The sequence below is a fragment of the Geitlerinema sp. PCC 7407 genome, from assembly GCF_000317045.1.
Taxonomy (GTDB): Bacteria; Cyanobacteriota; Cyanobacteriia; order PCC-7407; family PCC-7407; genus PCC-7407.
The window spans coordinates 1,542,498-1,557,012 of record NC_019703.1; the positions used below are offsets into that span (position 1 = coordinate 1,542,498).

Consider the following 14,515-nt stretch of genomic DNA (forward strand, 5'->3'; position numbering starts at 1 on the left):
ACACCGAGTGGACTGCCTACCGGCCAAGCTAATCGTTAACGAGAACGCGGCAGTCCTAGCCAGCCCAGGAGACATCGTCTCTGGGCGCGCTCGATGGAACGCTAGTGGACCTTGGCGCAGATGTGGGCTGCGATCGCTGCCGAGTCTTGTCCGGATAGGCGATTCCCGCTTGCTTGGCGGATTCTCGCTCCGGCACGATCACCTTTTGCATCAGATACTCAATGGTCTGTTGCTTGACCCAGCCCCGGGTCGCCAAAATCTCGCCAAACCGCATGCCCGTGACTTGCTGGTCATTGAGCACGACATCCACCTGCGCCGGCGTAATCAATCCAGCCTCGATCAGGTATGCACCCAGCCGTTTGTTGCCGCCCAGCGCAGAAGAAACCGTTTCTACGTGGTAGCGGCTGCTCGAGTCTCGCATGGGTCACCTCTGTCGGTGTCAACTTCAAAAACTGCCTGCGATCGCCCGCATCATAGGCCCTAGAATCAACCCCTCAAAGCACCGCCGAAGTCAGGCAGAGCAGGACGCCTTGGGCCTTTCACTCTAAAAGACAAAGGGCTGTTGGCACCACTGCTTGGTCTTTTGAGGGGATTGGGTCCAGTATAGCAACGGCGCTAGGAAGCGTTTGGGCCGCCCCCTGGCACCCCAAAACCGGCTCTATAGTTAGCAGCTTGAGTTGGGAGAGCGACATTTCTGAGCGTCCTAGAGCGTCCGAGACTGTCCTAGCTGACGGGGCTAGCTGCCGGGGCCGTTTTTGCGGCCAGTTCGGCGGGTGTCATCTGCTCGTAGCGCTCAAAGGGCTGATGAATCCAGGGGTTGTGGGGCAGGTGGTCGACGTAGTAGTCCGGCGCAATGACCGAACAGGCCTTGTACCACAAGACCGCAGTGCGCACCTCGTCGATGTAGAACCCATAGCGCCGATCCAGCCAGGTCAAGGTGCGCTGGAGGGTGATGCCTGAGTCCACCAAGTCATCCACAAGCAAAATATGGCTGCCCAGGTTGGCGGTAGTTTTCGTGAGGTCCTGGGAGAACGTCAGCGACCCTCGCAGGCGGTTGTTGGGGCCGCCGTAGGAGGAGGTGGCCAAGATGGCGAGCGGAACGTCGTAGAGCCGAGACAAAATGTCTCCAACCCGCACGCCGCCCTTGGCGAGACAAACAATCTGATTGAACTCCCAGCCTGACTGGTAAATCAGCGTGGAAAGCTGCTCAATTTTTTGGTGGTAGTCCGCCCAGGTGACGTATAAATCTGAGGTCTCCGACATGGCTGCTGGAAAATCCAAAAGACAGGTGAGTTCGGCCAGTGAGCATCATACAACTGCGACAGGAGTTGTGCTGGCTTGTGATAAACATCCTGGGTTGGCGGCAGGTCGGAGAAAGCGGGACTGACGCCTCCGCTACTGGCCGAATTCGAGGCGGGCTTGCTCGACGATGTCTGCGGTGACGGTCTCGGTGTCGGCGGCGCGGGCTAGGGCTTCGATGCGCTGACGGGCCTGGGCTCGTACAAAGAAGGGAATATTTTTGAGCTTTTCCTCCGCTGCGGCAGTCCACCGGAGGGTGTCGGAATAGTTGCGCTCTCCCATGGCTTCTAGAACCTCCCGAAGTAGAAAATATCGCCGCTACTCCGAAGAAAGGGCGATCGCTCTGAGTGCTCCCCCATCTTACCGAGGCGGCGATGGGCAAGTCTCAACTGTTGCCAACTATTTACGTATTGAGCAGGGCTGATGGGGTGTCCCAGAGGCCTCTGGGCTTCTGGAGCTTGTTCGGGAACGGACAGCCGCGCGAGCGGGTCTTTAGAGAGACGCCACAAGCCCATTTTTGGGAGTTAGGGGGCGGTGACGGGGCTGAGGGGCGATCGCAGATGAGCTTTGAAGGCAGGCGATCGCCCCTGAGAGTTTCTTGGCTAATGGTGAATAATGCGGTCGCCTTTAGGCCTAGGTAGTTGATGGGCTGGCCTTTCTGAGCATTCGCCAGCCTGGAAAAATTACAAATTCTGACTATTCAGGAATATTACTGAATTAACTCGCTAAGCTCGAAAATTTGATACAAAATAAAGATGGATCACGTATCGAAAATTAACTTTTTCGAGAGTAGAAAAACTCCTGAAAAGCTAGCCTTTTGCCTCCTAGACAAACAAAAGTAGGATATTTTATCCAAAAAACTACGGAATAGCAGAGGGGTAGCGTGTGTTTTAAATTACACTAATCGTCACTGCGATTCAGCACTTATGGAAATTGATGAGCTTGAGACCCGCTACCGAGATCAAATTGACCTGCTCTTGAACGAATTGCAGACGGTGAGCTTGCTAGCGGTGCAGCTCGAAGCCAGAATTAGTCAAATTAGCAGCTCAATTCAGGATCTCAGCCGGGTTGTGGAGGACTACATTGACGACCAGCGCAACCCAAAGTGAAGGGATGTCAGGGTGCTTTGGCGTACTGCTTGTGCCTCACGACCGCTCGAGCTCTACCTCGATCGCTTCTCGCAGTAGCAGTGGATTGATGGGTTTCACGAAGTATCGTCGGGCACCGAGCGCCAAAGCACGCTTTTGGTCGGTGACAAAGGCGAAAGCTGAGACCACGATGACTGGTAATCGGCTCCACTGAGGGTGCTGACGAAGCTCGCTCAGGAGCTGAAAGCCATCAATGTAGGGAAGCTTAAGGTCTAGCAGGATAATGTCGGGATGGATTTCGGCGATCGCCCCAAAGAGGTTCGTTCCGTCGGGCAGGTCAGTGACTTCGTAGTGAAAATGAACCAAATATTCACTCAGAAGCCGACGGTTGATGTCATTGTCCTCGATTAACAAGATCCGAGCGTGGCTGGCAGGCTCTGAAGCGATCGGTTCGGTGGGGCTCACGGTGTGACGCTAGGGGCTTGTCTTGAGAATGAGTGCTGATCCCATCATCTTAAGATCTCCGAGAGACTCTTGCTAGCGTGAAGAGTATTTGGCGATAAAAACGACGGATCCCAGGCAACTCAGGGGAACAATAGCAGAAAGACTGACTTGCGATCGCCGGTCGCCGATATCATGTTTACGAAATCCAACCTAACCCTGTTGTTTTTGGTTCTGCTTGTGTACATTGCCATTGGTGACAAGGTGTTGCCGGGGGCGATCGGAGCCCCAAGCCGCCAAATTCGAGAAACTGCCAACGGCGCCTTGCTCAGTCTGTTTCCAGATTGGCAGCCGAAAACCAATCCCTACGGGCGAACCGAGCGGGCGATCGATCAGGAAAACCAAGGCCGCTAGGGCAAAAAAAATCCCCTCGCGTGGAGGGGATAAAATGCTAATCCTCAAACTGGAGATGGGCGATCGCGCCTGATAAAGGGCGATCGCCAAACACCCTGAAACTTTAGTTCTTCTTCAGCCAGCTAAACATAGCTCGCAGGTCTTTGCCCACTTCTTCGATGGGATGCTCGGCCTCGCGGCGACGCATCGCGGTGAAACCAGGCTTGCCAGACTGGTTCTCCAGCACAAACTCCCGAGCGAACTGGCCCGACTGAATCTCGCTCAGCACCTTGCGCATTTCGGCGCGGGTTTCGTCGGTGATGATGCGAGGACCGCGGGTATAGTCGCCGTACTCAGCGGTGTTGGAGATGCTGTCGCGCATGGTGGCCAGACCGCCTTCCACGATCAGGTCAACGATCAGCTTCACCTCATGCAGGCACTCGAAGTAGGCCAGCTCCGGCTGATAGCCAGCATTCACCAGGGTCTCGAAGCCAGACTTGATCAGCTCGCTCAGACCGCCGCAGAGCACTACCTGCTCACCAAAGAGGTCGGTTTCGGTTTCTTCGCGGAAGGTGGTTTCGAGGATACCGGCGCGGGTGCCGCCGATGCCCTTGGCGTAGGCCATGGCGCGATCGCGGGCTTGGCCCGTCGCGTCTTGGTACACCGCAAACAGAGCCGGCACGCCTTGGCCTTGCTCATAGGTCCGACGCACCAAGTGGCCAGGGCCCTTGGGTGCGACCATCACCACGTCCACATCTTCGGGGGGCACCACTTGACCGAAGTGGATGTTGAAACCGTGGGCAAAGGACAGGACCTTACCCGCGGTCAGGTTCGGCGCAATTTCGTTTTGATAAACGGTCTTTTGCACCTCGTCGGGCAGCAGAATCATGATGAAGTCTGCGGCTTTGGCGGCGTCAGCAACCGAGTGGACCTTGAGCCCCGCAGCTTCAGCTTTGGCTGCTGAGCGGCTTCCCGGATACAAACCGACGATCACATTCAGACCGCTGTCTTTGAGGTTGAGGGCGTGGGCGTGGCCCTGAGAACCATAACCAATGATGGCGATCGTTTTTCCCTGAAGTAAATCGAGGTTAGCGTCCGAGTCATAGTACATGCGGGCCATGGTCAGTCTCTCCTTGCAGCGCGCTGTTCGTGATATTGGCAGACTCTTGATTCTAGCAGAAAGGGGACCCTAGGGAGCCTTGAGGACTTCGCAGCAGTTCTGCCGCAGTGGATGGGCCCGTGCGGCCACCCTTCAGCCCCAGCCCCGCCTCCATGCAAAGAGAGGGGGCGATCGCCCCCTCTCTCAAATCCGGCTCATTTGCCCCAGCAACCGGAAATCTTGCTATTCGCCGCCCATAATCTGCGGGACGCGGAAGTAGTCGCCCTCTTGCTCGGGCGCACCCGCCAGCACCACATCACGATCGCCGTAGGGCTGTAGCGTATCGGGGCGGGTGATGTTGCTCACGTCGATGGCCCGGGTTGTCGGCGGCACCGCCTCCGTCTCCAGCTCGCTCAGCTGCTCCACGTATTCCAGGATGCTGCTGAGCTGGGTGGCGAACTGAGTTTCTTCCTCAGCCGTCAGCTCCAGACGGGCCAGGTTTGCCACTTTGTGAACTTGCTCGCGATCAATCATGAATCTTCATCAACGTAGGACAGGGTTAGCAATCTAGGCCAGCGCGGCCTGTACTTAGAAGAAAATATCCATCTTGGAGCGGCCCGTGGTTTTGAGCCAGTTCTGGGCTTCGATGTAGTTGTTGGGCGCGAGACGAATCGCCCGCTTCCAGTATTCTGCGGCCTTGTCAAACCACTCCTCGGCCGCTTCGAGGTCTCCCTGCTCCTTGGTCTCGTCTCCCTTGAAGTGGTAGATCACTGCCACATTGTTGAGGGCCTGGGGCAGACGGGGATTGAGTTCTAGGGCCTCGTGATAGGACTCTAGGGCCTTGTCGTGATCGCCGTTGCTGGTGTAGATCAGCCCCACATTGTAGAGAATGTAGCTGCGATCGTAGGGGTCTTGCTCCAGACGAAGCGCTTCTTCGTAGTTCTTCATGGCCTCGGCATATTCGCCGTCTGCCTGGGCTGACATGCCGTCCCGATAGTAGGCAAAGGCTTCCTTCGCGGCTTGGTTGGTGGGCAGCAGCTTGAGGATCAGGTCTGCCATCACCGTGAAGGTTTTGTCGATGAAGTTGTCGTTGCGTTGTGTTCTTGGCATAGCGGCTTCTTAAACCCCCTGGGACGGAAGAGCCGTCGGTGGGCTCGATTGACAGTGGTTGAATCGATTGCTTTTTAGTTTAGCGCCCTGCTGCCGCTGTCCACGCAGTGATTTGAGGCGATCGCCTGGGCTGCCCGCCGCGATCGCGGCCCCGGCAACTCGGGGAACCCCAGCCAGGGAAATTCAGGAAATTTGCAGAACTGTCCGGAGGGAAGCCCGTATCGACGAATACAAGAGTGGTAGATGCACCCTGATACTTATCCCCGTCCTCATGCCGGGGATTTTTTTGTTTTGGCGGGTCTGGACTCAAGAAAACGCCCTGCGATCGCCATGAAGAGAATCGCAGGACGCGCTAGGGTGCGTCGGGTGTGAACGCAACTTTAGATAAAACTCAGAAAACCCTAGGCCTTGACCTCGACGGACTTGGGCGCGAGGCCTTCGACCGCAGGGCCTTCTAGGATTTTGCCGTCACAGCTAAAGCGTGAGCCGTGGCAGGGGCAGTCCCAGCTCTGTTCGGCGTTGTTCCAGCTCACTAGACAGGCTAAGTGGGGACAGATGGGCGATACCGTGTGGAGGTTGCCCTGCTCGTCGCGGGAGGCAGCAATGCGATCGCCGTCGATAGTGACCAAACGCCCCTCTCCCGGTTGCAGGTCCTGAAGGGAGTGATCGGTCAAGCCCTTAAAGCGATCGCCGATCCAGTGGGCCGCCACATCGATGTTTTCCTGGATGGACTTCTTGGAGACGAAGGGGGTCGCTCGCAGAGAGTCGTAGAGGCTGGCCCAGGGATTGGGTCGGCCCAGAATCAGGTCCGACAAAATCATCGCCGATAGAGTCCCCTTGCTCATGCCCCACAGACTAAAGCCGGTGGCAACGTACACATGCTGGTGCAGGGGCGTCAGGCGGCCAATGTAGGGCAGCTTGTCAAAGGAAACAATGTCTTGGGTGGACCAGCGGTAGGTCGGCTCGACCCCAAACTGCTGGCGCATGTAGTCTTCGAGCCGGCGATAGCAGGTTTCGGTGTCTTCTTTCTCGCCGGTCTTGTGGCCTTCGCCTCCCACGATCAGCAGGGTGCCGCCTTCGTGGGGCGTGGTGCGAATGGAGTGGTAGTCCTCGCCCGCTCCGATAAACATGCCTTGGGGGGCGATCGCCGGGTCGATCGGTGCACCCACCAGGTAGGACCGTCGGGGAAAGCTCTTGGCAAAGTACAGCCCCTCATCCCGAAACGGCAGATGGGTCGCCAAGATCACATCCTGGGCCCGCACTGTGCCCCGATCGGTCACCACTGAGCAGGGGTTTTCGCCCTCTAGGGACACGGCCCGGGTCTGCTCAAATACGTGGCTGCCGTCGCCGGGAATCTGGGCAGCGAGGTGCAGCAGGTATTTGCGGACGTGGAACTGCGCCTGGTCTGCGAAGCGCACGGCCCCCAGCACCGGGAAGGGCAGCGAAGTTTCCGTCACAAAGTCCGCTGGCAGACCCAGCTTCTGAGCCGCCTCGACCTCAGACCGGACCTGCTTCAAGTCTTTTTCCGTGGTGGCGAAGGTGTAGGCGCTCTGGCGAGAAAAATCGCAGTCGATCTGCTCTTGGGCCACCAGATCAGCCACAAAGGCGATCGCCGCTTGATTGGATTCGCCGTAGAGGCGCGCCTTGTCCTCGCCGAGCTGCTGGACCAGGTCTGCGTACACCAAGCGGTGCAGAGACGTCAGTTTAGCGGTGGTATATCCCGTCGTCCCCTGCACTATCTGGTCTGCCTCGATCAGGGCCACTTTTTTGCCAGCCCGCTTCAGCAGCAGAGCCGCTGTAATCCCCACGATGCCGCCGCCCACAACGGCCACATCCACCTCGATATCACCCATCAAGCCGGGATAGTCGGTCTCAGGCGTCGAGTCGATCCAGTAGGAAACGGGCTTTCCAGACAAACCACTCATAGACCAGCGTCCTCTTCGTGCATATCTGCCTTGATTGCACTGCACCCGTCGACGCTTCTCCTCTATCCGCTGCCAGACTTCTTCTCGCCAAAGGGCAGAGCTGCCCCAATTCGCCACAAAAAAGGGGGCAGCCCGGGCTGCCCCCTTTCTTCACAAAATCGGTTTTATCGAGGAAAACCGGACCAGCCTTAGACCGTTGCCAGTTCCGGACGCTTGCTGTTGCGAATGTCGGTGATCGCCTTGGCGTAATCCGGCGCGTTGAAGACGGCTGAACCCGCCACGATCGCGTTGGCGCCTGCCTCCAGCACCTGCCAGGTGTTGTTGGCCTTCAGGCCGCCGTCCACTTCGATCCAGGGATCGAGGCCCCGCTCATCACAGATTTGGCGAAGCTTGCGGATCTTGGGCAGCACCGACGGGATGAAGCTTTGACCGCCAAAGCCAGGGTTGACGCTCATGATCAAGATCAAGTCGCACACTTCGAGTACATACTCGATCAGCTCGAGGGGGGTAGAGGGGTTCAGCACCACGCCCGCTTGCTTGCCGAGTTCGCGGATCTGGCACAGCGTGCGGTGCAGGTGGGGAGAAGCGTTGTGCTCAGCGTGGACCGAGATGATGTCAGCACCCGCTTTGGCGAAGTCGGCGACGTACTTCTCAGGCTCGACGATCATCAGGTGAACGTCGAGGGGCTTGGTCGTCACAGGCCGAATCGCCTCAACGATCAGGGGACCAATGGTGATGTTGGGAACGAAGCGACCGTCCATCACGTCCACGTGAACCCAGTCGGCCCCCGCCTCGTCAATGGCTCGAATCTCGTCGCCTAGGCGGCTGAAATCTGCTGATAGGATGGATGGAGCGACAACAATAGGCTTTTGGGATTTCGTGTCGGTCATGGTCGCTGGTGCTCTCCTAGGTCCTCGGTTTGTCGTATCCAGTTTAACAAAATGTTCAGAAATCCTCTAATCCTCTGTGCCCAGACACAGGCTAGGATCTCGAATGCTTCGGAGTGGTGCTTGTGGTGCAACATAGGATAGAGCTTCGATGGCTGGGGTGGGGAGTCGGCGTAGGTCTAGGGGCGATCGCCCTGCCCGTGTTCGCAGCGTCCAACTCCATGGGGGCCGGGGGCATCGACGCTCAGCGGCTGCATCAAGATCCTTACAATCTCACGGGCCAGAAAATTGCCCTTGGGCAAGTCGAGATTGGGCGACCTGGCCTGTTTGGCCTCGACAAAGCCGTCTCCAATCGCCAGCCCATCACAGATCTGCGAGTCTTTTTTCAAAACCTGCCGGCCAAGACCAACGCCAACGTCGATCCCCATGCCCAAAGCGTGGCCAGCATCATGGTGAGCAGCACCAAGGGATTCGAGGGGGTCGCGCCCCAGGCGACGCTCTACTCGTCGGCGGTGGGCCTGCTCAAGCGCAACGGCCAGCCCGAGGAGTGTCTGTCAGCGCAGCACGTTGCTCTCCAAAATGGCGGCGATGTGCGGGCGATCAATTTCAGCTTTGGGGAGTCCCTGAGCCAAGACCCCCGAGAAAAGCCGGTACTCGACGGCAACGCGCTGCTGACCCAGTGCGTGGACTGGTCTTCCCGGGTTCACAACACTCTCTATGTGATTGCGGGTAACCAGGGGCGCGGCGGTATTCCCATTCCCACGGACAACTTTAATGGGGTGACGGTGGCCTTTAGCACCCAGCGGGATGGCGTTTTCTCGAAGGTGGATTTTGCCAACCTGGGGGAAGCGACCTACGGCTTTGGGAAGCCGCTGGTGGGGCTTGAGCAGAATGTCGGGCCGCGGCGATCGGTGTCGGTGGTGGCGCCGGGCAGCCGGATTTCGCTGATGAGCCTGGATGGCTCGGTGGGCCGATCGAGCGGGACTAGCTTTGCGGCTCCCCACGTGACGGGGACGGTGGCGCTGCTCCAGGAGTACGGCGATCGCCAGCTGCGGCAGCAGCAGCCCCAGTGGAGCCTGGATGCGCGGCGAGCGGAGGTGATGAAGGCCGTCTTGATGAACTCCGCTGAGAAAGTTCTCGATGACGGCAGCGGCAAGCGTTTGGGCATGACGCGGACCCTGCTAACCCAGAGCAACCGGAGCTGGCTGGAGTCCGACGCCTACCAAAACCGCGAGATTCCCCTCGATTTGCAAATGGGGGCTGGCCACCTCAGCGCCTACCGGGCCTACGAGCAATTTAGTCCGGGCCAGTGGAGCCCCCAGGCTCCTGTGCCGGCGATCGGCTGGGACTATCGGGCGGTGGAGGCCGCTGGCGGAGAAGCGGCGCTCCCCTATCGGGACTATGTCCTGGCGGAGCCGCTGGCGGCGGGGAGCTATGTGTCGGCGACCCTGGCGTGGCATCGGCAGGTCGATCTGGTCGATCGCAATGGCAACGGCGCCTACGATCTGGGCGAGGAGTTTCGCGATCGCGGTCTCAACAATCTCGATCTCTATTTAATGCGGGCCGAAGACGACGACATTTCTCAGAGTGTCTGGTCCTCGGTGAGCGCGGTCGACAGCGTTGAGCATTTGTTCTTCCCGGTGCCTCAGGCAGGGCGCTACAAGCTGCGGGTGGTCTACCGCCAGCAGGTCAACGAGGCAATCCAGCCCTATGCCCTCGCCTGGTGGACAGCACCCCAGCAGCCCTAGAAGAAGCGTCCCTAAAAGAGCGATCGCATACCCATTTGCACCCGCCACAGTCCGGCATAGATGCCGCCCTGGGCCAGTAGATCCTCGTGGCTGCCCTGCTCGACCAGCTTGCCGGAGTCCATCACGTAGATGCGATCGGCGCTGCGGATGGTCGAGAGGCGGTGGGCGATCGCGATGGTGGTGCGGTTTTGGGTGATGCGATCGAGGGATCGCTGGATCGCTGCCTCGGTCTCGTTGTCCACCGCCGAGGTCGCCTCATCCAAGATCAAAATCGGCGGATCTTTGAGGATGGCGCGGGCGATCGCCAGTCGCTGGCGCTGGCCGCCCGAGAGCTTTTGGCCCCGCTCGCCGACGATGGTTTCGTAGCCCTGGGGCAGCTGCAAAATGAACTCGTGGGCCTCAGCTGCTTTGGCCGCCGCCACGATTTCTTCTAGCGTTGCGTCTGGCGTGCCGTAGGTGATGTTTTCGGCCACGGTGCCGTGGAAGAGAAACACATCCTGGCTCACCAAGCCGATCGCCCGCCGCAGATCGCCCAGCCAAATGCTCTGGATGTTCGTCCCGTCCAGGGTGATCCGGCCCTGCTCGATTTCGTAGAGGCGCAGCAGCAGCTTGACCAGCGTGCTCTTGCCAGAGCCCGTCGAGCCGACGATGGCGATGGTTTTGCCCGCAGGAACCTTCAGAGACAGCTGCTCCACCACGGCCTGGCGACCGGGATAGGCAAAGGTGACTTCTTCGAAGGCGAGGTGCCCCTGGACCGACTCTGGCGGGATCCGCAGCGTCCCAGAGTGAATGGCGATGGGCGTATCCAGCAGGTTCATCACCCGGTTGGTCGAGGCCATGGCGCGCTGGTACTGGTCGAGGGTTTCGCCCAGGCGAGTCAGGGGCCACAGCAGCCGCTGGGTCAAAAACACCAGCACGCTGTAGGTGCCGACGGCCATAGTGCCCGCCGCCGCTTCTAGGCCGCCATAAAAGAGCGTGGCCGTGAAGCCCACCAAGATAATGATGCGAATCAGGGGGACGAAGGCCGCGCTGAGCACGATTGCCCGGTGGTTGCTCTGGCGGTAGGCTTCGCTGTCGCTTTCAATGCGCGATCGCTCGAACTGCTCCGTGGCGAAGCTCTTGATCGTCATGATGCCGCTGAGGTTGTTGGCCAGGCGGCCGTTGAGCAGGCTCACCTTCTCGCGGACCTCGGCATAGCGCGGCGCCAGGAACCGCTGGAAGGTGATCGACCCCCACAGAATAAAGGGCATGGGCAGCATGGCCATCCAGGCCACGGTGGGCGCCAAGAAAAAGAACGCACCGCCGATCACCACCACCGTGGCGCTGACCTGCAACACCTCGTTGGCCCCCACGTCCAGGAAGCGCTCTAGCTGGTTGATGTCGTCGCTCAAAATGGACATCAGCCCGCCGGTACTGCGCTCTTCAAAGAAGGACATTTCCAGATCTTGAAGATGGCTGTAGGCGTCTAGGCGCAGGTCATGCTGGATGTTCTGGGCCAGGTTGCGCCAGAGGCGGGCGTAGGCGTATTCAAAGACGGACTCTAGGCCCCACACCACCAGGGTCAGCAGCGACAGCACCAGCAGCTGACTCTGGACGCTCTGCAATCCCCAGCTGGCCAGCCAGGAGTCTTCTTTCTGGACAACGACGTCCACGGCGATGCCGATCAGGGCGGGGGGCGCGAGGTCAAAGATCTTGTTGAGGATGGAGCAGGCGATCGCCCACCGGATCTGGCGGCGGTAGCGGCGGCCATAGCGGGTCAGGCGGCGGAGGGGATGGGGATGATGATTCACAGTTACACAATCAATCGGGAAAGAGACGGTCACATGGCAGGTACAGGGGCCGTGGTTCCATCTTAGGCAAGGAATCGATCCCCCTGGAGGAAACTGGATACGATACCCTTAGAAGGGCGCGGGGCGATCGCCCTTTCCCAGACGCTTCAGCGCTTTTGGCGATCGCCCCCCGTTAGCCGTTCACCTGTTTTCTCTGCGCTCCATGACCCAGTTCACCGACTTTCTGAGCCACCTCAACCCCTCCCAGCGTCAGGCCGTCGAACACTTTTGCGGCCCCCTCTTGGTGGTAGCAGGAGCCGGTTCCGGCAAGACGCGGGCGCTGACCTACCGGATCGCCAACTTGGTCCTGACCCATCGCGTCGACCCCGAGAGCATTTTGGCGGTGACCTTCACCAACAAGGCCGCCCGCGAAATGAAGGAGCGGATCGAAAAGCTGTTTGCCGAGCGCAAGGCCCAGGCCGATCACGGCAAACCCCTCAACCTGCTGACGCCCTACGAGCAGACCAAGCTGCGATCGCAGGTGTACAAAGAAATCACCAAACCCCTGTGGATCGGCACCTTTCACGCTCTGTGCGCCCGGATTTTGCGCTTTGACATCGACAAGTACCAGAGCCGCGAAGGCCACACGTGGACCAAAACCTTCTCGATCTTTGATGACTCCGACTCCCAGGACCTGGTCAAGGACATCGTCGTCAATGAGCTGAACCTCGACGACAAGAAGTTCAATCCGCGCAACGTTCGCTACGACATCAGCAACGCCAAAAACCAGGGCTGGTCGCCCCAGGACGTGGAGCGAGAAATCTCCAGCTACAAGGGGCGCGTGATTGCCGATGTCTACTCGCGCTATCAGGCTCGCCTCGCCGCCAACAACGCCCTCGACTTCGACGACCTGATCTTGATTCCGGTGCAGCTCTTTCGCCAAAACGAGCAGGTCCTGGCCTACTGGCACCAGCGGTTTCGCCACATTTTGGTGGACGAGTATCAGGACACCAACCGCACCCAGTACGACCTGATCCGGCTGCTGGTCACCAACGGCGAAGACACTCGCACCTTTGAGCAGTGGCAGCACCGCTCGGTGTTTGTGGTGGGGGACGCGGACCAGTCGATCTATTCGTTCCGGGCGGCGGATTTCAAGATTTTGATGGGGTTCCAGGCGGACTTTGGGGACGGACTGCCGGACGACGACACCCGCACCATGGTCAAGCTGGAGGAAAACTACCGCTCGACCCAAAATATCTTGCAGGTGGCCAACCACCTGATCGAAAACAACACCGAGCGCATCGACAAAGTCCTCAAGCCGACGCGGGGCGCGGGGGAGCCCATTGGGTGCTTCTGCTTTGATGACGAGCGGGAAGAAGCGGAGGCAGTGGTCAGCCAGATCCGCACCCTGAACCAGATTCACCCCGATCTCAACTGGGGCGATTTTGCGATCCTCTACCGCACCAATGCTCAGTCGCGCTCCTTTGAGGAGGTGCTGGTGCGGACCAATGTGCCCTACACGGTGGTGGGGGGGCTGCGCTTCTATGACCGGAAAGAAGTAAAGGATATTGTGGGCTATCTGCGGGCGATCGCCAACCCATCAGACAGCGTGAGCCTGCTGCGGGTGATCAACACGCCCCGCCGAGGCATCGGCAAAACCACGATCGATCGTCTCCAGACAGCGGCTCAGGAGCTAGGGGTGCCGCTGTGGGAAATCCTCTCTGATGAAACCTCGGTCGCGACGCTGGCGGGGCGATCGGCCAAGTCAGTGACGCGCTTTGCTGAGATCCTGGAAACCTGGCGATCGCGCCTCGACGAAGTCTCTGCCTCTCAGATCGTCCAGGGCATCATCGAGGACACGGGCTACATCAGCGACCTCAAGGCCCAGGGCACCGACGAAGCCCTTGACCGGATCCAGAACGTGGAGGAGCTATACAACGCGGTGCTCCAGTACGAGGAGGAAAACGAGGACACGACGCTGACGGGCTTTTTGTCCAATGCTTCTCTGGCCTCGGACCGCGACAGCAACAATGAAGAGGAGGAGCGCGTTTCTCTGATGACGCTGCACTCCTCGAAGGGGCTGGAGTTCCCGGTGGTGTTTTTGGTGGGGCTGGAGCAGGGCCTGTTCCCCAATTTCCGCTCGATGCAGGACCCGGCGTCCCTAGAAGAGGAGCGGCGGCTGTGCTATGTGGGCATCACGCGCGCCCAGGAGCGCCTGTTCATCAGCCACGCGCGATCGCGCCGTCTGTGGGGGTCTCGCGAGTCGGCGACGCCGTCGCTTTTCTTGGCAGAGCTGCCACGGGAGTTCTTGATCGCCAATACGGCAACGGCGGTGCCCAACTACCGCATCCAGTCGACCATCCCGGAGCGCCAGCAGCAGCGCCGCGCCGCCACCCAGAAATCATCGAAGGAAGAGACCCCCGCCAAGCCCGCCGAAAAATGGTCCGTGGGCGATCGCCTCATCCATAAGAGCTTTGGGGTGGGTCAGGTGACGCACGTCTTCGACAACGGCAGCAACAAGGTCCACATCGCGGTCAAGTTTCCCGGCATCGGCCAAAAAATCCTGGATCCCCGCCTCGCGCCCCTAGAACGCGTGATGCAGTAACGACAATTTCAGAATTAAAAACTAATGCGACTGGGAGCGGCTTTTCTAGCAGGGCTAGCACTTAATATCTAGCTTTGTTGCTCCATGTCATCCGTAGTGACAATGGCAAAAAAGTTAGTTGTTAAGTCCTGAATGTTGAACTGACTAGAGG

The 14,515-nt window shown here is 59.1% G+C and carries 14 protein-coding genes; 4 read left to right on the top strand and 10 right to left on the bottom strand.

Features of this window, described 5'->3' with window-relative positions; translation table 11 throughout:
* Positions 1-55: 55 nt before the first annotated feature.
* The 3 genes from GEI7407_RS06535 to GEI7407_RS06545 form a co-directional block, all read right to left on the bottom strand.
* A complete protein-coding gene (locus tag GEI7407_RS06535; RefSeq protein ID WP_015171345.1) occupies positions 56-421 on the bottom strand; it encodes a hypothetical protein in 366 nt (121 codons plus the stop codon).
* A 302-nt stretch (positions 422-723) separates the two neighbouring features.
* Positions 724-1,263 (bottom strand): phosphoribosyltransferase, encoded by a 540-nt coding sequence (locus GEI7407_RS06540; protein WP_015171346.1) that lies wholly within the window; start codon positions 1,261-1,263, stop codon positions 724-726.
* Positions 1,264-1,395: 132 nt separating this feature from the next.
* Complete coding sequence (locus GEI7407_RS06545; RefSeq protein ID WP_015171347.1) at positions 1,396-1,581, bottom strand: PCP reductase family protein; 186 nt, start codon at positions 1,579-1,581, stop codon at positions 1,396-1,398.
* Positions 1,582-2,225: 644 nt separating this feature from the next.
* Here GEI7407_RS06545 and GEI7407_RS06555 point away from each other — a divergent pair.
* On the top strand, positions 2,226-2,408 hold the full coding sequence (locus GEI7407_RS06555) for a hypothetical protein (RefSeq protein WP_015171349.1): 183 nt from the start codon (positions 2,226-2,228) through the stop codon (positions 2,406-2,408).
* Positions 2,409-2,444: 36 nt separating this feature from the next.
* On the opposite strand, the gene GEI7407_RS06560 is transcribed toward GEI7407_RS06555, so the two are convergent.
* On the bottom strand, positions 2,445-2,852 hold the full coding sequence (locus tag GEI7407_RS06560; protein WP_015171350.1) for a response regulator: 408 nt from the start codon (positions 2,850-2,852) through the stop codon (positions 2,445-2,447).
* A 216-nt stretch (positions 2,853-3,068) separates the two neighbouring features.
* Here GEI7407_RS06560 and GEI7407_RS06565 point away from each other — a divergent pair, with 216 nt between their 5' ends.
* Positions 3,069-3,242, top strand: a complete 174-nt coding sequence (locus GEI7407_RS06565; RefSeq protein ID WP_223294492.1) for a hypothetical protein — start codon at positions 3,069-3,071, stop codon at positions 3,240-3,242.
* 103 nt (positions 3,243-3,345) lie between these two features.
* Here GEI7407_RS06565 and ilvC read toward each other — a convergent pair whose 3' ends face one another.
* The 5 genes from ilvC to rpe form a co-directional block, all read right to left on the bottom strand.
* Positions 3,346-4,341, bottom strand: a complete 996-nt coding sequence (gene ilvC / locus GEI7407_RS06570; RefSeq protein WP_015171352.1) for a ketol-acid reductoisomerase — start codon at positions 4,339-4,341, stop codon at positions 3,346-3,348.
* A 222-nt stretch (positions 4,342-4,563) separates the two neighbouring features.
* Positions 4,564-4,854: an Asp-tRNA(Asn)/Glu-tRNA(Gln) amidotransferase subunit GatC gene (gene gatC / locus GEI7407_RS06575; RefSeq protein WP_015171353.1), complete on the bottom strand. Its 291-nt coding sequence runs from the start codon at positions 4,852-4,854 to the stop codon at positions 4,564-4,566.
* 54 nt (positions 4,855-4,908) lie between these two features.
* Positions 4,909-5,430 (bottom strand): photosystem I assembly protein Ycf3, encoded by a 522-nt coding sequence (locus GEI7407_RS06580; RefSeq protein WP_015171354.1) that lies wholly within the window; start codon positions 5,428-5,430, stop codon positions 4,909-4,911.
* A 401-nt stretch (positions 5,431-5,831) separates the two neighbouring features.
* On the bottom strand, positions 5,832-7,355 hold the full coding sequence (locus GEI7407_RS06585) for an FAD-dependent oxidoreductase (protein WP_015171355.1): 1,524 nt from the start codon (positions 7,353-7,355) through the stop codon (positions 5,832-5,834).
* Between the two features lie 188 nt (positions 7,356-7,543).
* A complete protein-coding gene (gene rpe / locus GEI7407_RS06590; RefSeq protein ID WP_015171356.1) occupies positions 7,544-8,245 on the bottom strand; it encodes a ribulose-phosphate 3-epimerase in 702 nt (233 codons plus the stop codon).
* A 122-nt stretch (positions 8,246-8,367) separates the two neighbouring features.
* On the opposite strand from rpe, the gene GEI7407_RS06595 reads away from it, so the two are divergent.
* A complete protein-coding gene (locus tag GEI7407_RS06595; protein ID WP_015171357.1) occupies positions 8,368-9,990 on the top strand; it encodes a S8 family serine peptidase in 1,623 nt (540 codons plus the stop codon).
* Positions 9,991-10,001: 11 nt separating this feature from the next.
* On the opposite strand, the gene GEI7407_RS06600 is transcribed toward GEI7407_RS06595, so the two are convergent.
* A complete protein-coding gene (locus GEI7407_RS06600; RefSeq protein ID WP_223294493.1) occupies positions 10,002-11,780 on the bottom strand; it encodes an ABC transporter ATP-binding protein in 1,779 nt (592 codons plus the stop codon).
* A 202-nt stretch (positions 11,781-11,982) separates the two neighbouring features.
* On the opposite strand from GEI7407_RS06600, the gene pcrA reads away from it, so the two are divergent.
* Positions 11,983-14,364 (top strand): DNA helicase PcrA, encoded by a 2,382-nt coding sequence (gene pcrA, locus GEI7407_RS06605; RefSeq protein WP_015171359.1) that lies wholly within the window; start codon positions 11,983-11,985, stop codon positions 14,362-14,364.
* The last annotated feature ends 151 nt before the right edge of the window (positions 14,365-14,515 follow it).

What these genes read in the sequence shown, in the direction of transcription:
- GEI7407_RS06540 (WP_015171346.1), bottom strand. Translation starts at nt 1,263, where the DNA reads ATGTCGGAGACCTCAGATTTATACGTCACCTGGGCGGACTACCACCAA.
- rpe (WP_015171356.1), bottom strand. Translation starts at nt 8,245, where the DNA reads ATGACCGACACGAAATCCCAAAAGCCTATTGTTGTCGCTCCATCCATC.
- gatC (WP_015171353.1), bottom strand. Translation starts at nt 4,854, where the DNA reads ATGATTGATCGCGAGCAAGTTCACAAAGTGGCAAACCTGGCCCGTCTG.
- GEI7407_RS06545 (WP_015171347.1), bottom strand. Translation starts at nt 1,581, where the DNA reads ATGGGAGAGCGCAACTATTCCGACACCCTCCGGTGGACTGCCGCAGCG.
- GEI7407_RS06535 (WP_015171345.1), bottom strand. Translation starts at nt 421, where the DNA reads ATGCGAGACTCGAGCAGCCGCTACCACGTAGAAACGGTTTCTTCTGCG.
- ilvC (WP_015171352.1), bottom strand. Translation starts at nt 4,341, where the DNA reads ATGGCCCGCATGTACTATGACTCGGACGCTAACCTCGATTTACTTCAG.
- GEI7407_RS06580 (WP_015171354.1), bottom strand. Translation starts at nt 5,430, where the DNA reads ATGCCAAGAACACAACGCAACGACAACTTCATCGACAAAACCTTCACG.
- pcrA (WP_015171359.1), top strand. Translation starts at nt 11,983, where the DNA reads ATGACCCAGTTCACCGACTTTCTGAGCCACCTCAACCCCTCCCAGCGT.
- GEI7407_RS06585 (WP_015171355.1), bottom strand. Translation starts at nt 7,355, where the DNA reads ATGAGTGGTTTGTCTGGAAAGCCCGTTTCCTACTGGATCGACTCGACG.
- GEI7407_RS06555 (WP_015171349.1), top strand. Translation starts at nt 2,226, where the DNA reads ATGGAAATTGATGAGCTTGAGACCCGCTACCGAGATCAAATTGACCTG.